The organism is Iamia sp. SCSIO 61187, from assembly GCF_019443745.1.
Lineage (GTDB): Bacteria > Actinomycetota > Acidimicrobiia > Acidimicrobiales > Iamiaceae > Iamia.
The window spans coordinates 3,069,577-3,087,826 of the sequence record NZ_CP050948.1 but is presented as its reverse complement, the minus strand read 5'-3'; the positions used below and the strand labels follow the sequence as shown (position 1 = coordinate 3,087,826).

Annotated in this window: 18 protein-coding genes; 6 read left to right on the top strand and 12 right to left on the bottom strand. The window is 75.1% G+C overall.

What is annotated here, in order from left to right:
- Positions 1-28: 28 nt before the first annotated feature.
- A complete protein-coding gene (locus HC251_RS14660) occupies positions 29-1,204 on the bottom strand; it encodes an RNA polymerase sigma factor (RefSeq protein ID WP_370651302.1) in 1,176 nt (391 codons plus the stop codon).
- Positions 1,205-1,206: 2 nt separating this feature from the next.
- On the bottom strand, positions 1,207-1,623 hold the full coding sequence (locus HC251_RS14655; protein ID WP_219941346.1) for a YciI family protein: 417 nt from the start codon (positions 1,621-1,623) through the stop codon (positions 1,207-1,209).
- 205 nt (positions 1,624-1,828) lie between these two features.
- On the opposite strand from HC251_RS14655, the gene HC251_RS14650 reads away from it, so the two are divergent.
- Entirely contained in the window at positions 1,829-2,332 is a 504-nt protein-coding gene (locus HC251_RS14650) for a pyridoxamine 5'-phosphate oxidase family protein (RefSeq protein WP_370651301.1), read from the top strand.
- A 25-nt stretch (positions 2,333-2,357) separates the two neighbouring features.
- Here HC251_RS14650 and HC251_RS14645 read toward each other — a convergent pair whose 3' ends face one another.
- Complete coding sequence (locus HC251_RS14645) at positions 2,358-2,672, bottom strand: antibiotic biosynthesis monooxygenase (protein ID WP_219941344.1); 315 nt, start codon at positions 2,670-2,672, stop codon at positions 2,358-2,360.
- 152 nt (positions 2,673-2,824) lie between these two features.
- Between HC251_RS14645 and HC251_RS14640 the strand changes: the two genes are divergently transcribed.
- Positions 2,825-3,229, top strand: a complete 405-nt coding sequence (locus HC251_RS14640; RefSeq protein ID WP_219941343.1) for a cyclic nucleotide-binding/CBS domain-containing protein — start codon at positions 2,825-2,827, stop codon at positions 3,227-3,229.
- A 6-nt stretch (positions 3,230-3,235) separates the two neighbouring features.
- Here HC251_RS14640 and otsB read toward each other — a convergent pair whose 3' ends face one another.
- On the bottom strand, positions 3,236-4,000 hold the full coding sequence (gene otsB, locus HC251_RS14635) for a trehalose-phosphatase (RefSeq protein ID WP_219941342.1): 765 nt from the start codon (positions 3,998-4,000) through the stop codon (positions 3,236-3,238).
- A gap of 117 nt (positions 4,001-4,117) precedes the next feature.
- Between otsB and HC251_RS14630 the strand changes: the two genes are divergently transcribed.
- Positions 4,118-6,547, top strand: coding sequence for a glycoside hydrolase family 65 protein (locus HC251_RS14630; RefSeq protein ID WP_219941341.1), 2,430 nt, complete (start codon positions 4,118-4,120; stop codon positions 6,545-6,547).
- On the opposite strand, the gene HC251_RS14625 is transcribed toward HC251_RS14630, so the two are convergent.
- Together HC251_RS14625 and HC251_RS14620 are read right to left on the bottom strand one after the other, a co-directional pair.
- Positions 6,505-7,164: a hypothetical protein gene (locus tag HC251_RS14625; RefSeq protein WP_219941340.1), complete on the bottom strand. Its 660-nt coding sequence runs from the start codon at positions 7,162-7,164 to the stop codon at positions 6,505-6,507. The two genes, HC251_RS14630 and HC251_RS14625, sit on opposite strands and share 43 nt — an antisense overlap.
- A 134-nt stretch (positions 7,165-7,298) precedes the next feature.
- Positions 7,299-8,189, bottom strand: coding sequence for a universal stress protein (locus tag HC251_RS14620; protein WP_219941339.1), 891 nt, complete (start codon positions 8,187-8,189; stop codon positions 7,299-7,301).
- Between the two features lie 137 nt (positions 8,190-8,326).
- Between HC251_RS14620 and HC251_RS14615 the strand changes: the two genes are divergently transcribed.
- The 3 genes from HC251_RS14615 to HC251_RS14605 all read left to right on the top strand — a co-directional run bounded on the left by HC251_RS14615 (position 8,327) and on the right by HC251_RS14605 (position 13,067).
- Entirely contained in the window at positions 8,327-9,658 is a 1,332-nt protein-coding gene (locus tag HC251_RS14615; RefSeq protein ID WP_219941338.1) for an alpha/beta hydrolase, read from the top strand.
- 89 nt (positions 9,659-9,747) lie between these two features.
- Complete coding sequence (locus HC251_RS14610; protein ID WP_219941337.1) at positions 9,748-10,515, top strand: ABC transporter ATP-binding protein; 768 nt, start codon at positions 9,748-9,750, stop codon at positions 10,513-10,515.
- Positions 10,516-10,520: 5 nt separating this feature from the next.
- A complete protein-coding gene (locus tag HC251_RS14605) occupies positions 10,521-13,067 on the top strand; it encodes an ABC transporter permease (RefSeq protein WP_219941336.1) in 2,547 nt (848 codons plus the stop codon).
- A gap of 29 nt (positions 13,068-13,096) precedes the next feature.
- Here HC251_RS14605 and HC251_RS14600 read toward each other — a convergent pair whose 3' ends face one another.
- The 6 genes from HC251_RS14600 to acsA all read right to left on the bottom strand — a co-directional run bounded on the left by HC251_RS14600 (position 13,097) and on the right by acsA (position 18,128).
- On the bottom strand, positions 13,097-13,519 hold the full coding sequence (locus HC251_RS14600; protein ID WP_219941335.1) for a universal stress protein: 423 nt from the start codon (positions 13,517-13,519) through the stop codon (positions 13,097-13,099).
- Positions 13,516-14,547, bottom strand: coding sequence for a histone deacetylase (locus HC251_RS14595; protein ID WP_219941334.1), 1,032 nt, complete (start codon positions 14,545-14,547; stop codon positions 13,516-13,518). The genes HC251_RS14600 and HC251_RS14595 overlap by 4 nt, the downstream gene beginning before the upstream one ends.
- A gap of 11 nt (positions 14,548-14,558) precedes the next feature.
- Positions 14,559-14,996: a pyridoxamine 5'-phosphate oxidase family protein gene (locus HC251_RS14590; RefSeq protein WP_219941333.1), complete on the bottom strand. Its 438-nt coding sequence runs from the start codon at positions 14,994-14,996 to the stop codon at positions 14,559-14,561.
- Between the two features lie 76 nt (positions 14,997-15,072).
- On the bottom strand, positions 15,073-16,110 hold the full coding sequence (locus HC251_RS14585; RefSeq protein ID WP_219941332.1) for an NAD(P)-dependent alcohol dehydrogenase: 1,038 nt from the start codon (positions 16,108-16,110) through the stop codon (positions 15,073-15,075).
- 30 nt (positions 16,111-16,140) lie between these two features.
- On the bottom strand, positions 16,141-16,380 hold the full coding sequence (locus HC251_RS14580; protein ID WP_219941331.1) for an acyl carrier protein: 240 nt from the start codon (positions 16,378-16,380) through the stop codon (positions 16,141-16,143).
- Positions 16,377-18,128 carry an acetate--CoA ligase gene (gene acsA / locus HC251_RS14575; RefSeq protein WP_219941330.1) on the bottom strand — a complete coding sequence of 584 codons (1,752 nt, stop codon included), beginning with the start codon at positions 18,126-18,128 and terminating at the stop codon, positions 16,377-16,379. Before acsA ends, HC251_RS14580 begins: the two co-directional genes overlap by 4 nt.
- Between the last annotated feature and the right edge of the window lie 122 nt (positions 18,129-18,250).

Sequence of the window (18,250 nt, the reverse complement as noted above, 5' to 3'; positions counted from 1 at the left end):
GCATCGCCGCGGCCGGCTCTGGAGCGGGTCAGCCGCGCCCCTCGCCGCCGTCGGGTGGGGCGGCGCGGAGGTGCTGGTTGAGGCGTGCCGCCTGGCGCAGCTGGTGGTCGCGCTCGGCGAGGGTGGGGGAGTGGCGGGCCGCCTCGGCGTAGAGGTGGGCGGCGAGCTCGAGGTCGCCGTCCTTCTCGTGGAGGTGGGCGGCGACGGCGTGGCGGCGGGGGACGTCCTCGTCCACCTGGGCGAGGGCCGCCAGCCCGGCGGGGGCGCCGTCGGCCTCGCCCACGGCGACGGCCCGGTTGAGCCGGACGATGGGGGTGTCGGCGAAGCGGAGCAGCTCGTCGTACCACTCGACGATCTGGACCCAGTCGGTCTCCTCGACCCGGGGAGCGTCGGCGTGGAGGGCGGCGATGGCCGCCTGGGCCTGGTACTCGCCCAGCCGGTCGCGGGCCAGGGCAGCCTGGGTGATGACGATGCCCTCGGCGATGAGGGCCCGGTCCCACTGGGCGCGGTCCTGCTCGGCGAGGGGGACGATGCTGCCGTCGGGCCGGGTGCGGCTGCGGCGACGGGCGTGGTGGAGGAGCATGAGGGCGAGCAGGCCGTGCACCTCCGGGTCGTCGGCCAGGCCGGCCAGCTGGCGGGTCAGCCGGATGGCCTCGGCCGCCAGGTCGACGTCGCCCGAGTAGCCCTCGTTGAACACGAGGTACAGGACCCGCATCACCGTGTCCACGTCGCCCGGGCGGTCGACGCCGGCGCGGGCGACGGTGCGCTTGGCCCGGCTGATGCGCTGCGCCATCGTCGGCTCGGGGACGAGGTAGGCCTGGGCGATCTGGCGGGTGGTCAGGCCGCCCACGGCGCGGAGGGTCAGCGCCACGGCTGACGACGGCGTCAGGTCGGGGTGGGCGCACAGGAAGTAGAGCCGCAGGGTGTCGTCGGCGCTCGGGACGGTGCCGGGCGGCGGCTCGGTGTCGACGCGCACCTCCCGGTTCCGGCGGGCGGTGTCGGAGCGCACCATGTCGAGGAAGGCCCGCCACGCCACCGTGATGAGCCACGCGGTGGGGTCGGTGGGGGGCTCGTCGCCCCAGGTCGACAGGGCCCGGATGAGGGCCTCCTGCACGGCGTCCTCGGCCGTGGCGAAGTCGGCGCCGCGACCGACGAGGACGCTGAGGACCTGGGGGACGAGGCCCCGCAGGACGACGTCGTCCACGCTCACTCGGTGACGGTGGGCGGCGGAGCGCTCAGCAGGGGCCGGACCTCGAGCCACTCGTGGATCGGCTCTCCGCCGGCGCCCGGTGCGGCGGAGAGCTCGCCGGCGAGCTCGATGGCCCGGGCCTCGGAGTCGACGTCGACGACCATCCACCCGGCGATCAGGTCCTTGGTCTCGGCGAACGGGCCGTCGGTCACCGGCGGCCGCCCGGCGCCGTCGTGGCGGACCCACATGCCCTCGGGGGCCAGCGCCTGGCCGTCGACCAGCTCGCCGGTGCCCTCGAGCCGGTCGGCGAAGTCGCGCATGTACTGGAAGTGGGCCTCGACCTCCTCGGGCGTCCACCGGTCCATGGGCACGTCGGTGACGGGGTCCGGCGCGCTGAGGCTGCGGTAGTGCTTCAGGAACAGGTACTTGGCCATGGTGGTGATCTCCTCGTGTGGCGTCCGGCCCCGTTGGTCGGACGTGCCCCGGGGACGGAGCCGGTGTGGCGTCCTCGACATCCTCGCCCGAGAGATCTCGCCGGATCTCCCTCGCCGGGTGTCGAGGGAGAGCAGCGGGCTCCGTCCCCTGGGTACCTCGGCCGGCCGGCCGAGCGGACCCGAGGAGACCACCATGACCACGACGATGCCCCCGACCGAGATCGACGACGTGCTCGCCCACCCCGTCAGCCAGGCGATGCTGGGCCGTGACATCGCCCGCCTCGCCTTCGTCGCCCCCGACGGCACGCCCCGGGTGCTGCCGATCGGCTTCCACTGGAACGGCACCGAGGTGGTGATGTGCACCTCGACGAACGCCCGGAAGGTGGCGGCGCTGCGAGCCAACCCGGCGGTGGCCCTGACCATCGACACCGAGGTCCACCCGCCCGACGTCCTGCTGCTCCGCGGCGAGGCCGTGCTCGACGAGGTCGCGGGGATCCCCGAGGAGTACCTGCAGATGAACGGCTCCTACGAGATGACCCCCGAGCAGCGGGTCGAGTGGGAGGCCGGGGTCCGGTCGCTCTACGACGCCATGGTGCGCATCGTCGTGCGGCCCACCTGGGCCAAGATGATCGACTTCGAGGAGACGCTCCCCGACAACGTCGCCGAGCTGGTGGCGCGCCAGGCGGGCGACGCCGACGCCCCGTCGTGACCGCGGCCGGCGCGGGCTCCGGGGGTCAGCTCGTCGCCCGGCTCAGGTCGGCGGCCAGCACCTCGTAGGTGGCCCGACCGGGCTCGGCCTGGAGCAGGGTGATGAAGTCGCGGAGGACCTCGAAGTACCACCCGCCGTCCTCGAGGGCGTGGGCCGACGCCTCGGTGGCCCAGAACGACACGAGCAGGACCTCGCCCTCCTGACCGGCCAGGACGCACAGCCCTCGGTAGCCGTGCTGCTCCTGCAGCGAGGGCATGGCCGCCGCCTGGAACCGCCGCAGGGCATCCTCGACCGACACGGTGTCGGTGTCGATCTGAGCTCTCGTGACACGTGCGAACACGGCGGCCTCCGGGGTCGAACCGGGACCAGTGTGCCATCCGTCAACCTCCGTCCACGGCCCGGACAGCCCGGGGTCAGACGCGATTCATGACCGAAGGCCCTAGTGCCATCCGACACGGAGCGGCATCCTGTGGGGATACCTGGAGGTCGACGATGAGCAGCGACACGGAGAGCCGAGACACCGAGAGGCGCGTCGGGGACCTGGTGACCGCGCCGCCCGTGGTGGTCGGGGAGGACACCTGCCTGCGGCTGGCGCTGCTCCAGCTGGAGGAGGTCGGGGCGCCGGCGGCGGTGGTGGGCCACACCCGCAACGTGGCCGGGATCGTGTCCGAGCACGACCTGGCCCGGGCCCTCGCCCACGACATGGACCTCGACGCCACCCCGGTCCACGCCGTGATGACGCCCTACTTCGCCTCGTTGGAGGCGTCGTCGACGGTCGAGGCGGCCCAGCGCGTCGCCCGGTCTCGGCCCATGCACGTCCTCGCCGTGACCGACGACGGGACCGTGGTGGGCCTGGTCACGACCGAAGCGGTCCTCCGGGAGCCGGTCCGGGCCTGACCGGCCTCAGGGGAGGAGGCCGCGCAGCAGCGTGGCCGCCGCCTCCGGGCTGTCGACCCGGACGTCGGCGGCGTCGAGCAGGGCCGGCGGGGCCTCGTCGCTGGCGACCGCGACGCGCGCCGTCGCCGCCCCCTCGGCGTCCATCTCGTCGAGGGCCCGGAAGGCCGAGAGGTCCCCGAGGTCGTCGCCCAGGTAGCAGGCGGCCCGGAGACCCGACCCGATCGCCCGCAGGGCCGTGCCCTTGTCGGACTCGACCGGCGGGTGCAGCTCGACCGACTGGCGGGCCGGGCGCACCACCAGCCCGCTCGTCGCCCCCACCTCCTCGGCCAGGGCCATGACCTGGGCCTCGGCGTCGGGGGCGGTCCGGTAGTGGAGGGTGAGCGAGAGCCCCTTGGACTCGACCACGGCGCCGGGCGGGACGCCGTCGCGGCAGCGCTGGGCCGTCTCCTCGACGACCGATCGCCACTCCTCGGCGGTCGGGTCGACGTGCACCGTCCCGTCCCGGCGCACCTCGAGGCCGTACAGCCCCACCACGACCACCGCGGGCGGCAGCTGCGGCGACAGGAACGACACCGGTCGGCCCGAGATGACGGCCACGATCCGGTAGTGGAGGGCCAGCTCCCCGAGCAGGTCGGCGACGCCCGGCACCGCGACCGCCGAGGCGGGGTCGGCCACGATCGGCGCCAGCGTGCCGTCGAAGTCGGTGAAGATCCCGCTGGACGACGGGTCCTGGCGGAGCGGGGCGAGCGGGGTGGGGAGGTCGTGGTCCACAGCAGCACGGTACGGGAGGGACGCGGCCGAGACGTCCATGGCGCGCCGCGCCCCCCTCGGACCGGCCATGATGCCTCCAGCGCCCCGGCCGGGGTCCGCGACGCACGAGGAGATGACGTGGACGGGTTCACACTCGCCTTCGAGGGCTTCGACCCCGACGACGAGGGCCTTCGCGAGGCGCTGACGTCGACCGGCAACGGCTACCTCTGCACCCGGGGGGCCGCGGAGTGGGAGGACGCCGACGGCACCCACTACCCGGGCACCTACGTGCACGGGTTCTACAACCGGGAGACGGCGATCTTCGGGGGCCGACCGGTGCTGAACGAGGACCTGGTCAACCTGCCGAACTGGCTGGTGCTGAAGCTCCGCATCGAGGACGAGGACGCCATCCGGCTGGCCGACGTCGAGGTCCTCGACCTCCGCCACGAGATCGACGTCCGCCACGCCACCGTGCACCGCCACGTGCGCTTCCGCGACCGGGCCGGGCGGGTCACGGCGCTGGCGAGCCGCCGGTTCGTGAGCATGGCCGACATCCACCACGCCGGCATCGAGTGGACGGTGGTCCCCGAGGGGTGGTCGGGCCGGATCCAGATCGTGACCGCCATCGACGGGCGCGTCGTCAACCGCAACGTGGCCCGCTACGGGCAGCTGCCGGGCCGTCACCTGTCCCCGGTCGCGGCCCGCACGCGGGACGAGGACGTCATCGCCCTCAAGGCGGTGACCCGCCAGTCGGACCTGCTCATCAGCCAGGCGGCCCGGACCCGCGTGATGGGGGCCGCCGGACCCGTCTCGGTGCCCCGCTCCACCTACCAGACCCGTGACTACATCCAGCAGGTCCTGGACCTCGAGGTCCGCGCCGGTGAGCCCACCTGCGTCGAGAAGATGGTGGCGATCTGGACCTCGCGCGACCCGGCGGTGGGCGACACCCTCGAGAAGTCGGCCCGCTCGGCGGCGCGCTACCTCGACTTCGGCGGGGCGTGGGAGCGCCACCTGGCGGCGTGGAGGGGGCTCTGGGGCGCCTGCGACCTGTCCGTCACCGGGCCCGACCGGGTGCAGCTCCTGCTGCGCCTGCACGCATCGCACCTCCTGCAGGTGTGCTCCCGGCACACCGCCGACATCGACGCCGGGCTCCCCGCCCGGGGGCTCAACGGCGAGGCCTACCGGGGCCACGTCTTCTGGGACGAGCTGTTCGTCCTCCCGTTCCTCAGCCTGCGGCTCCCCGAGGTGGTGCGGGGCCTCCTGATGTACCGCTACCGCCGCCTGCCCGAGGCCCGGGCGGCGGCGACCGAGGAGGGCTACCGCGGCGCCATGTACCCCTGGCAGAGCGGCAGCGAGGGCACCGAGGAGACCCAGCGCGTCCACCTCAACCCGCTCTCGGGGCGGTGGGACGTCGACCTGAGCCACCACCAGCGCCACGTCGGAGCGGCCGTCTTCTTCAACGTCTGGCGCTACGTGCAGGCCACCGACGATCGGGCCTTCCTCAGCGACCACGGCGCCGAGATGCTGCTGGAGATCGCCCGCTTCTGGGCCTCGCTGGCCCACTACTCGCCCGAGCGGGAGCGCTACGAGATCCACGGCGTCATGGGCCCTGACGAGTTCCACGAGAAGTACCCGGACGCCCCCGAGGCCGGGCTGCGGAACAACGCCTACACCAACGTCCTGGTCGCCTGGCTCTGCGGGGTGGCCGGCGAGGTGCTCCCCCTGCTGCCCGAGGACCGGGCCCACGAGCTGCGCCAGCGGCTCGGGATCACCGACGACGAGCTGGCCACGTGGGACGACATGAGCCGCCGGATGTACGTGCCGTTCCACGGCGACGGGATCATCAGCCAGTTCGAGGGCTACGGCGACCTCGAGGAGCTGGACTGGGACGGCTACCGCGAGCGCTACGGCAACATCCAGCGGCTCGACCGGATCCTGCGGGCCGAGGACGACGATCCCGACCGGTACATGCTGAGCAAGCAGGCCGACGCGGTGATGCTGTACTTCCTGTTCTCGAGCGACGAGCTGGCCGCCATCTTCGGGCGGCTCGGCTACGACCACCCCGACGACCTGGCCCGCCGGACCGTCGAGCACTACGACCACCGCACCTCACACGGGTCGACCCTGAGCTTCGTCACCCACGCCGGCGTCCTCGCCGAGTTCGACGTCGAGAGCTCGTGGGAGCGGTTCCTCGTCGCCCTGGAGAGCGACGTGGGCGACATCCAGGGGGGCACGACCAAGGAGGGCATCCACCTCGGGGTGATGGCCGGGACGCTGGACCTCGTCCAGCACCGCTACGCCGGCGTGACCATCGACGGCGACACCCTGCGGCTCGCGCCGCGCCTGCCCGCCGCCCTGGAGGGGATCTCGTTCCCGATGCGGTTCCGGGGGGCGTCGATCCACATCTCCGTGCGCGCCGGAGAGGTGACGGTGTCGGTCGACGACGACGAGGGCGTGGCCCCGGTCGCCATCGCCGTGGACGGCGACCGCCTCCACCTCGGCCCGGGGGAGACGGCGACGCTGGGTCAGAGGCCCGCGGGGACCTCGGACGGGTCCACCACGTCGTAGCCCACGTCGACCTGGCTGAACCGGCGGGGGACGGCGTTGACGGCGTCGAGCGTGCGGGTGCACAGGGCCCGGGAGACGCGGTCGGGGAGCGGTGGGCCGAAGAGGCGGACGACGAGGTGATCACGGTCGACGTGGAACGTCGCCCCGATGTCCTCGGGGTCCACCCCCACGGCCTCCACCAGCCGCCGGCCGGACTGGCGCAGGCGCACCAGCACCGGGGCCATGGCGTCCCGCGCCGCCGCCTCGCAGGCCACGACGGCCCCATCGCCGTCGGTGCGGCGGGCGACCCACGCGGCGAAGGGGTCGAGCAGATCGCCCCCGTCCTCCACGATCGGCACCCCGGCTCGCACCGCGCAGCGGACCCCCGTCTCCCGCAGCCCGGGCCGGGGCGACACCCCGCGGCGGGCCAGGAGCACCACGTCCATCGGCTGGTCGAGCGGGCAGTCGCCCGCGGTGAGGGCCCGGCACGGAGACCACCCCGACGGGTGCACGGACCCCACGGGGCCGTCGTCGTCGAAGCAGCGGTGGACGCGGTGACCCGCGCCCTCCAGCTGCCGGGCGTCGGCGGCCCCATCGCCCGGGCCGGCTTCGAGGAGGAGCACGTCGAGTGTGGTCATGGCGCCATGCTCCGCCCCGTGGGGCCGGGCCCGTCAGGGGCGGAGGGCCCGGTCGACCCGGGACCTTGGTCCCATGGACGACGACGGGCCTGGACCGCGACGGGCCCCGCACGTCGTGGGCCCCGCGGTCCGGATCAGGCGTCGTCGGGGGGCGGGGGCACGATCACCAGGGGGCAGGGGCTGTGGTGCAGCAGGGACTGGCTGACCGAGCCCAGCAGGAGCCCGACGAAGCCGCCGTGGCCCCGGCTCCCGACCACGAGGAGGGCCTCGCCCTTGGCCCGCTCGATCAGGTACCGGGCGGCCGGGGCGGGGACGACGTGCACCGTGATCGGGGGCAGGTCGGGTTCGTCGGCGAGCGTCTCGGCCACGGCCCGCTCGATCGCCGGCGTCGGGTCGTGGAGCTCGGGGTCCTCGGGCAGCCCACCGAAGGGCTCGCCGATGGGGCTGGTCCAGGCGTGGGCGACGTGGATGTCGGCGCCGGTCGCCCGGGCGTCGGCGACCGCCCACCGGAGGGCGGCGCGAGCTCCGGGGGAGCCGTCGAAGCCGACGACGATGCCCCCGGTCCCCGGGTCGGGGGCATCGGCCCCCACGATGACCAGGGGGACGGGCGTGTGGTGGGCGCAGGTGGTGGACACCGAGCCGAGCACGGCGCTGGCCAGCCCACCCCGACCGCGGGTCCCGACCACGAGGAGGGACGCGTGCTGGGCGGCATCGAGGAGGGCGGAGGCCGGCGGCCCCGCCGCCGTCGCCCCGGTCATCGGGGGTGCGTCGGCGCCCATGTCCTCGGTGACCTGCCCCTTGGCGGTGCGCACGACCTCGGCGGCGTTGCCCTCGAAGAGGGACGGGTCGATGTAGGGCGTGCTGAGCGTGGCCCACGACGTGGTGACCGGGGTCTGCCAGGCGCTCACCAGCTGGAGCGGGGCACCGACCCGGGTGGCCTCGAGGGCGGCCCACCGCACCGCCCGCGCCGAGCTCTCCGAGCCGTCGACGCCGACCACGATGGGGCGGGGAAGTGATGTCTCCATGCCGTGATCGTCCTCCTCGCGGCGGCCCGGCGGCAGGGGCGAAGGTCCCGCGCCCGGCCCGTTCGGGTGACCTTCGGCTCTACCTGCCGGGGCGCCCGAGGGCGCACGCTGGGCTCGTCGAGCCCAGGAGGACGACCATGGCGCGCACCGGGACCGCACCGACCGCTCCCGCACCGGTGGAGGGCGTCTCCCCGGTGGCCGCACCGCCCCGGGACGAGGCGGGAGCCGCTGGGCCGGCCCGCCCGTCCCGCCCCGCCCGGCCGTCCGACCTCGCCGCGGTCGTCGGGGTGGTCGGGATCCTGGTCCTGGTGGGTCGGGCCGGCGAGCCGGGCTGGCAGCTGGTGCGGCTCATCGTGGTGGCGGTCGCGGGCGTCCTCGTCATCGGCGTCCGCCGCCGGGGCGGACCCCCGGCGGTCGCCGTGTCGTGGGCGGCCGGGCTGGCGGCGACGGCGGCCGGCCTGGGCGTCGGCGTGCCGCACCTGGCCAAGGACGGGGGGATCGTCCCGATCGTCGCCGCCGGGGCATGCCTCGTGGGCGGGCTCGTCCTGCTGGTCGCTGCGGTCGTCCACCTCGTCCGGTCCGCTCCCCGGTGGTGGCGCCTGGCCGTCGCCCCGATCGTGGGCCTGCCGACCGTCGTCCTCCTCGCCACGGCCACCATCGCGGTGGCCGCCACCAACGTCCCGCCCACCCCGCTCGACGGCCGGACACCAGCCGACGTCGGTCTGGCCTCCGAGGACGTCTCGGTGCCCACCGCCGAGGGCCCGGTCCTCTCGGGCTGGTACGTGCCCTCTCGGGACGGTGCCGCCGTGGTCGTGCTCCACGGCGCCGGCTCGACCCGGACCGACGTCCTCGACCACGCCGTCGTGCTGGCCCGCCACGGGCTCGGGGTGCTGCTGCTCGACGCCCGCGGGCACGGGCGCAGCGAGGGGACGGCGATGGACCTGGGGTGGTGGGGCGACTCCGACGTGGCCGCGGCGGTGACCTTCCTGCGGGGCCGGCCCGACGTCGACGACGACCGCATCGGCGCCGTCGGGCTCTCCATGGGCGGCGAGGAGGCGCTCGGCGCCCTGGGTGCGGACCCGCGCCTGCGCGCCGTGGTGGCCGAGGGGGCCACCGGCCGCGTCGCCGGCGACGACGCCTGGCTGGCCGACGTCCACGGCTGGCGGGGCTCGGTCCAGGGGGTGATCAGCCGGGTGCGGGACGCCACCGTCGCCATGCTCACCGACGCTCCCGCCCCGGGCAGCCTGCGCTCGGCGGTCGCCGCCGCCGGGCCCCGCCGCGCCCTCGTCATCGCCGGCGGCGACGTGCCCGACGAGGGGGACGTGGCCCGGGACCTGCAGCGGACGGCGCCCGCCGTCGTCGAGGTCTGGGTGGTGCCCGGCTCCGGCCACACCGCCGGCCTGGCGACCCGCCCCGCCGAGTGGGAGCAGCGCGTGGTGAGGTTCCTGGAGGCCCAGCTGGGGCGGTGACGTCCGGACCGTCGGCGCGAGTCGTTCGCCTCTACGACCGGAGGGGCGGCGGGGGGACCATGGCGGTGACAACCACGTGGGAGGCAACCATGTCGGTCCAAGCGCTCACCCGGCCGGAGGCGGCGACGCCGACGGCGCTCGCGGCGCGCTCCATCGGGGCCACCAAGGTGTACGGGTCCGGAGACCTGGCCGTCCGGGCCCTCGACGGCGTCAGCGTCGACGTGCCCTCGGCCGGCTTCACCGCGGTCATGGGCCCGTCGGGCTCGGGCAAGTCGACGCTCGTCCACTGCCTCGCCGGTCTCGACTCGCTGACCGAGGGGGAGATCGAGCTGGGCGGCGGCTCCCTCTCGGGTCTCTCCGAGAAGGAGCTGACCGTGCTGCGGCGCGACCACCTGGGCTTCGTCTTCCAGTCGTTCAACCTCATCCCGACGCTCGACGCCCTCGAGAACATCCGGCTCCCCGCCGACCTGGCGGGGCGGAAGCTCGACCCGGAGTGGCTCGACACCGTGATCGACGCCGTCAGCCTGCGGGACCGGCTCCGCCACCGGCCCTCGGAGCTGTCGGGCGGCCAGCAGCAGCGGGTCGCCATCGCCCGCTCGCTGGCGGGCCGGCCGGAGATCGTCATCGCCGACGAGCCGACCGGCAACCTCGACAGCCGCTCGGCGGCCGAGGTCCTCGGGTTCCTGCGGCGCGCCGTCGACGACTTCGGCCAGACGGTCGTGATGGTCACCCACGACCCGGCCGCCGCCGGGTACAGCGACCGCGTCGTCTTCCTCGCCGACGGCCGCGTCGCCGACGAGATCGAGGCGCCCACCACCGAACGGGTGCTGGACCGGATGAAGCGGTTCGGGGACTGATAGCCATGCTCCGCCTCAGCCTCCGCAACCTCCTGGCCCACAAGGGCCGCACCCTCCTCACCGCGCTGGCCGTCGTGCTCGGCGTCGGGTTCGTCGTCGGCTCGTTCGTCGTCACCGACTCGCTGCGGGCATCGATCGACCAGCTCTTCACCGACATCACCTCCGGGGTCGACGTGAGCGTTCGCGCCGAGTCGGACCTGCCCGGCGCCGGGGCCACCGAGTCCCGGGGGCGGATCCCGGCCGACCTCGTCCCCGTGGTCCAGGACGTCGACGGTGTCGCCGCCGCCGAGGGGACCGTCGGCGGCTACGCCCAGCTCGTCGACGCCCAGGGCGAGCCCATGACGACCACCGGTGCCCCGTTCCTCGGCGTGTCGTGGGGACACGTCGACGCGCTCCGCCCGGCGACGCTCGACACCGGACGGGGTCCCGTGGGCGCCGGCGAGATCGCCATCGACCGGGGCACGGCCCAGGACGCCGGCTTCGACGTCGGTGACCGCACCACCGTGCTCCTGGCCGACGGCAGCCAGCCCGAGGTCGAGATCGTCGGCATCTTCACCTTCGGCGAGGCCAACAACCTCCTCGGCGCCCGCCTCACCGCCTTCGACGTCGACGTGGCGGCCGACCTGCTCGGGGCCGGCGACGAGGTCGACTCGGTCGACGTGCTGGCCGAGCCGGGGACCGACCCCGACGAGCTGGCGGCTCGGATCCAGGGTGTCCTTCCCGACGGGGCCGAGGCCGTGACCGCGACCCGGGTCTCGGACGAGGCCAGCGAGAGCGTGGCCGGGTACATGGACCTGTTCCGCAACATCCTCCTCGGCTTCGCCGCGGTCGCCCTGTTCGTGGCCGCCTTCACCATCAACAACACCTTCTCCATCGTCGTCGGGCAGCGCACCCGCCAGCTGGCGCTGATCCGGGCCATCGGCGCCAGCCCGGCCCAGGTCACCCGGTCGGTCGTCTCCGAGGCGCTGGTCATCGGCGCGGTGGCGTCGGCCGTCGGGATGGGCTTCGGGCTCCTCATCGCCCGGGCCCTCCAGGCCATCTTCTCGTCGTCCGGCTTCGGGTTGCCCGAGTCGGGCCTCGTGATCCTGCCCCGGACCGTCGCCGCCGCACTGGTGGTCGGCGTGGTCGTCACGGTCCTCGCCGCGGTGACGCCGGCGCGGCGGGCGTCGGCCGTGTCGCCCGTCGAGGGGCTGCGGGAGGGCGTCGTGCCCGCCCGCCGGTCCTCCACACGGCGGGCGGCGACTGGCTCCGCCCTCACCCTCGGCGGCGCCGTCCTGCTCCTCCTCGGCCTCTTCGCCGTCGAGGGGACGATGACCCTGGTGGCCCTCATGGCCGTCGGGTCCATCGCCGTGTTCGTCGGCGTCGGCCAGCTGACCCCCGTGGTGGCCGTCCCCGTTGCCGGGGCCATCGGCGGCCCGTTGGCCCGGCACCTCCGGGTCGCCGGTCGCCTGGCCCACGCTGACGCCGTCCGCAACCGCGATCGCACGGCGAAGACGGCCTCGGCCCTCATGATCGGCCTGGCGCTGGTGACGGCGGTGTTCGTGGTCGGCACCTCCGTCAAGGAGAGCTTCTCGGCCTCCATCGAGGACGCCGTTGCCGCCGACTACGTCTTGTCGACCGACGGGTTCGTCGGGTTCAGCCCGGCGATCACCGCCGAGCTGGCTGCGCTCCCCGAGCTGGACGGCGTGACCGGCGTGCGGTTCGGCTCCTTCCTCTTCGAGGGCGAGGGCAAGGAGGTCGTCGCCGCCGACCCCGCCGCCGCCGGCAAGGTCATCGACCTCGAGGTGCAGACCGGACGGGTCGAGGACCTGGACCCGACGTCGATCCTCATCCACGAGGACCCCGCCCGCGACCTGGGTCTGGAGGTCGGTGACACCGTCGAGGTCACCCTGGCGACCGGCGGCCCCCGCCAGCTCACCGTGGCCGGCACCTACGCCGACGCCACCTACGCCGGGAACTACCTGATCGACCTGGATCTCTTCGCCGAGGCCTATCCGACGACAGACCTCGACCAGATGGTCTTGGCCGCCCAGGCCCCCGGGGTCACCGCCGCCGACGCCCGCGCCGCCATCGACGCGGTGGTGGCCGACCAACCGCAGGTGAAGGTCGACGACCGGGCCGGGTTCGAGGAGGACCAGCGGGCCCAGCTCGACAGCATGCTGATCGCCGTCAACGGCCTGCTGGGCCTGGCGCTGGTGATCGCCCTGCTCGGCATCGCCAACACCCTCGCCCTCTCGGTGCTCGAGCGCACCCGGGAGATCGGCCTGCTCCGGGCCGTCGGCATGCTGCGCCGGCAGGTCCGGGAGATGGTGCTGGGCGAGTCCGTCATGATCGCCATCTTCGGGGCGATCCTCGGCGTGGCCCTCGGGGCGCTCCTCGGCCTGGCCACCACCGCTGCGCTGCCCGCATCGGTCATCACCACGACGGTCGTCCCCACCGGGACGATCGCCATCGTCGTCGTGGCCGCCGCCGTGTGCGGCGTCGTCGCCGGCGTGCTCCCGGCCCGCCGCGCGGCCCGGCTCGACGTCCTCACCGCCATCGCCTCCGAGTGAGCCACCGGCCCGCCGGTCCTGCCGGCGGGTCAGGACGGGATGATCGTCACCGGTCGGTGCGAGGTCTGGGCCACCTGGGTGCTGGTGCTCCCGAGCAGCTGCTCGGGGTAGCCACCCAGGCCCCGGCTCCCGAGGACGATCAGGTCGGCGTCCTCGCCCTCGGCCACGGCGAGCAGCACGGACACCGCCGGGCCGTCCTGCAGCAGCCGCCGACAGCGGACGTCGCGCCCGTCGAGCGGGGCGCACCACTCGGTCTCGAACCGCTGGCGGATCTCGTCGCGGTGGCCCTGGGCCGGGACGGGGTTCCCCGCCTGGTCGGCGTCGAGGAGGCCCAGGGCGTGGACGGCGATGACCTCGGCGCCCACGGCCTCGGCCAGCGCCGCGGCCCACGTCAGCGCCTTGGCGCTGCCGTCCGAGCCGTCCACGGCGACCACGATGCGTTCGATCTTCACGGGAGCTCCTGTTCGTCACGGAGACGGTGCTGCACGGCGGTCGCCCGGCCGACGGCGCTCCGCCCGGGCCCGCCGTTGGTCGGCGCCTCGGTCTCGAGGTCGACGCCGGCCAGGGCGGCGACCGTAGCCGTCACCGACCGGGCCAGGGCGTCGAGGTCGTAGCCGCCCTCGAGGAAGGCGATCGTGCGCCCCGGGCCCGGGGCCAGGGCGGCCACCCGGCGGGCCAGGTGGGCGTAGTCGCCGGCGCTCCACGCCAGGTCGGCCAGCGGGTCGTCCCGGTGGGCGTCGAAGCCGGCCGACACCAGGACCCACGTCGGGGCGAAGGCCTCGGCCGCCGGGGCGATGACGTCGTCGAAGGCGGCCAGGGCGACGTCGCCGGTGGCCCCGACCGGGAGCGGCACGTTCACCGTCGTCCCGGCGGCGGCGGCCCCGCCGGTCTCGTCGACCGCACCCGTCCCGGGGTACGCGGGCCACTGGTGGGTCGAGGCGTAGAGCACCCGCGGGTCGTCCCAGAAGATGTCCTGGGTCCCGTTCCCGTGGTGCACGTCCCAGTCGACCACGAGGACCCGCTCACCCTCGTCGGCGAGGGCGGCGGCGGTGACGGCGACGTTGTTCAGCAGGCAGAAGCCCATGCCTCGCCGGGCGGTGGCGTGGTGGCCGGGCGGGCGGGGGGCGACGAAGGCGGCGACGGCCCCACCGGCGCGGAGGGCGTCCCGGGCCGCCAGCCCCAGGCCGGCGGCGGCCACGGCGGTGGCCCAGGACCCCGGCGCCACGTGGGTGTCGCCGTCGAGGTCGCCGCCGCCGACCTCGGCCAGACCGGCCACCGCCTCCAGGTACCGAGGGTCGTGGACGCGGGCCAGGTCCTCCTCGGTGGCGGGGGCCGGGACCAGGGGCTCGACGGCCTCGTCCAGACGGGGGTCGGCGAGGGCGCGGGCCACGGCGTGCAGCCGGGCCGGCCGCTCGGGGTGGCCCCGCCAGGTCTGGTGGCGATCGTCGACCAGCGACCCCAGGAGCACGGTCCCGTCCACCGGAGGCCCGGTCAGGCCGGGACGTTGCCGAGGTGGCGGCCGGTGATCTCCTCGACGAGGATCTCGATCCACGTCCCCCGGCCGGCGGGCTCCAGCCAGGTGTCGAGGTGGAGGGCGTCCAGCTCGGCCGCATCCTCGGGAGCGGACTGGGCCGTCCCCCGGGCCACGACGCTCCAGCCCGTCCGGTCGGCGACCTCCCAGCCGTCGACCTCGAAGGCGACCTGGCCGCCCATGCGGGCGGTGTCGAGCTTGCCGCCGGGTTGGCTGCGGAACACGACCCGGCGCCCGATGACGGCGTGGATGACGGGCAGCACCATCGGCCCGCCCTCGTCGACGAAGGCGACGCGGCCGACGGTCGCCCGGTTCATGAGCTCCCAGCACACCTCGGGGTCGAGGACGCCGAGGCCCAGCCGGTCCACCGGAGCTGAGGGCTGTGCGTTGTCGTTCATGGCCTGATCGTCCGCCGACCGCCCCGGCGTCGGTAGGGCCGTTGGTCCTCCGTCACGTCGGCCCGGCGCCGGGCGGTCACGGGACGACCACGACCCGGCCCTCCACCGTGCCGGCCGCCATCCGCTCGTAGGCGTCGACGGCGCCGTCGAGGCCGACGCGGTGCACGGTGGGCCGGATGAGGCCCCGGGAGGCCAGGGCCACGACCTCGAACAGCTCGGGGACCGTCCCCCAGTAGGTCGTGGCCACCGCGGCCTCGTAGGGGAGGCCGAAGAACGAGACCGGCAGGGTCCCGCCGCCGATGCCGAGGATCGTCAGGTGGCCCACCTGGCCGACGACCGCGGCCGCCAGGGCCAGCGTGGCGTCGACGCCGACGACGTCGAGCACCAGCTCGGCGCCGCGCCCTCCGGTCGCCTCCATGACCTCGGCCTGGGCGTCGGGACCGCTCCGCACGGCGTGGTCCGCGCCGATGTCACGGGCGAGCGACAGGGCCACGTCGCTCTGGTCGACCGCCACCACCGTCGCCGAGGAGATCGCCTTCAGGATCTGGACGGCCATGTGCCCGAGCCCGCCGACGCCGACGACGACGGCGGTGGACCCCGGGACGAGCAGGTGCCGCGACCGGGCGATGGCGTGGTACGGCGTCAGCCCGGCGTCGGTGAGGGGGGCGGCCTCGACCGGGTCGAGGTCGCCGAGCGGGACCAGGAGGCGGGCGTCGGGGACGAGCATGCGCTCGGCCATCCCCCCGTCGAGTCCGAGCCCGCCCCCGGCCGCACCCAGCTGGGCCTGGCGCTCGCAGTAGTTCTCCATCCCCATCCGGCACCGGCGGCACCGACCGCAGCCCCACGGCCCGTAGACGGCGACGGGCTCGCCGACCTCCACCGACGTGACCCCGGCGCCCACGGCGTCGACCCAGCCGGCGTTCTCGTGGCCGAGGGTGAACGGCGGGCCCCAGGGGAGGACGCCGTCCTCGAAGTCGTGCATGAGGTGCAGGTCGGAGTGGCACGCCCCCGCCCCGCCGATGCGCACCACCACCTGCCCCGGTCCCGCCTCGGGGGCGGGCACCTCCTGGATCTCGGGGTCGTGCTTCCATGCGGTCAGGCGGAGTGCCTCCATGGTCCCTCCTCGAGGGTGGTCGGGTCGGTGTCAGGCGGTGGTCAGGTAGGCGACGAAGCCGGAGACGGTCGAGAGCGCCGGGTAGTCGCGCTCGGGCACCGACCGGCCGGTGTCCTCCTCGACCGCGGTGACCAGGTTCAGGAAGTCCATCGAGTCCAGCTCGAGGGCCTCCTGGAACGGGCCGTCGGGGTCGACGGCGTCGAGGTCGGCCTCGGGCGCGATCCGCCCGAGGAGCCGGGCCAGCAGGGCACGGGCTTCGGATGCGGTCATCGCTCCTCCGGGGGGTCCAGGGCGGTCCCGACGGCGCCCTCCAGGCTCGATGTGTCGCCCTCGGGGAGGCCCAGCTCGCGGGCCCGCAGCAGACGCCGGACGACCTTCCCGCTCCGGGTGTGGGGCAGGTGCTGGTCGAAGGCGACGTGCCGGGGGGCGACGGCGGGGCCGAGGCGGCGCCGGGCCAGCCCCAGCAGCTCGCGGCGCAGGTCCTCGCTCGGCTCGACCCCGGACCTCAGGGTCACGAACGCCTTGACCACCTCGCCGGCGACGGGGTCGGGGATCCCGATGACGCCGGCCTCCACCACCGCAGGGTGCTCCGTCAGCGCGCTCTCCACCTCGAAGGGGCCGATCAGGTGCCCGGCGCTGGTGATGACGTCGTCGGCCCGGCCCACGAACCAGTAGGCGCCGTCGGCGTCGCGGCGGGCCAGGTCACCGGTCAGGTACCAGCCGCCGGCGAAGCACCGCTCCCACCGCTCGACGTCGTGCAGGTACCCGCGGAAGATCGACGGCCACCCGGGGAGGAGGGCCAGCTCGCCGACCTCGTCGGGCTCGTCGAGGACCTCCACCGTCCCGTCGTGGACCGCGGCCCGGCCATCGGGACCGCGGCGGAGCAGGGCGGCCTCGACCCCCGGGAGCGGGCGTCCCATCGACCCCGGCCGGACCGGGTCGGCCGGCCGCGTGGCGATCATGATGCTGCCGGTCTCGGTCTGCCACCAGGTGTCCCGCACCGGCACCCCGAGCACCTCCTGGCCCCAGGTGGCCACCTCGGGGTCGAGGGGTTCGCCCACGCTCGCCACCAGGCGCAACCGGCGGAGGTCGTAGGGCGCGGCGGCCTCGGCGCCGGCGCGCCTCAGCATGCGGAGGGCGGTGGGCGCGGTGTACCAGACGGTCACGCCCTGGTCCTGGAGGATCCGGTACCAGCGGTCGGCGTCGAGGTCGCCCTCGTCGACGATGCTGGTGACCCCGTGGGTGAGGGGGGCGATGATGCCGTAGGACGTGCCGGTGACCCACCCCGGGTCGGCCGTGCACCAGAACACGTCGTCGGGGTGGAGGTCGAGGGCGGACCGGCCCGTCTCGTGGTGGGCGACGACGGCGGCGTGGACGTGGACCGCGCCCTTGGGGGCGCCGGTCGTGCCGCTGGTGAAGTGGAGGAGCGCCGTCTCCTCCGGGTCGGTCGGCTCGATGGCGAAGACGGGGGAGGCGGCGTCGAGCAGCACCCGGAGGTCCTGGCCGCCGATGGCGTCGGCCCCGTCACCGACGACCAGCACGTGGCGCAGGGCGGGCAGGCGGTCGCGCACCGGTGCCACCTTGCGGTCGTACAGGGCCCGGGTGGTGACGAGGACGACCGCGTCACCCCGCTCCAGCCGCTGGCGCACGGGCTCGGGGCCGAACGCCGAGAAGAGGGGGCAGAGCACGCTGCGGGCCTTGAGCGTGCCCAGGGCGGCCACCATCATCTCGGGCACGCGGGGCAGGAGGGTGGCGACCCGCTCGCCGGGCCGCACGCCGAGGCCCCGGAGGACGTTGGCGAAGCGGGCGGTCGTCGCCGCCAGCGCGGCGTAGGTCGCCTCCGAGGTGGTGCCGTCCCGGTGGACCCAGCGGACGGCAACGTGGTCGCGTCGGGGACCGGCGGCGTGGCGGTCGACGGCCTCGTGGGCGATGTTCGTGCCGCCGCCGTCGGGCAGGCCGTCGAGGCGGTCCCAGGCGTCGGCCCACGGGGAGCGGGCGGCCGCCAGGCCGGTGGCCATCAGGTCCCCGCTCCGGCCGCGCGCCGAGCGACGCCGCGGGCCGAGCGGGGCACGCGCCGGTCCTCCAGCGGTGGACGGTTGCGCTCCACGGGGTCGCTCCTCTCGGTCCTGCCCCAGTGTCC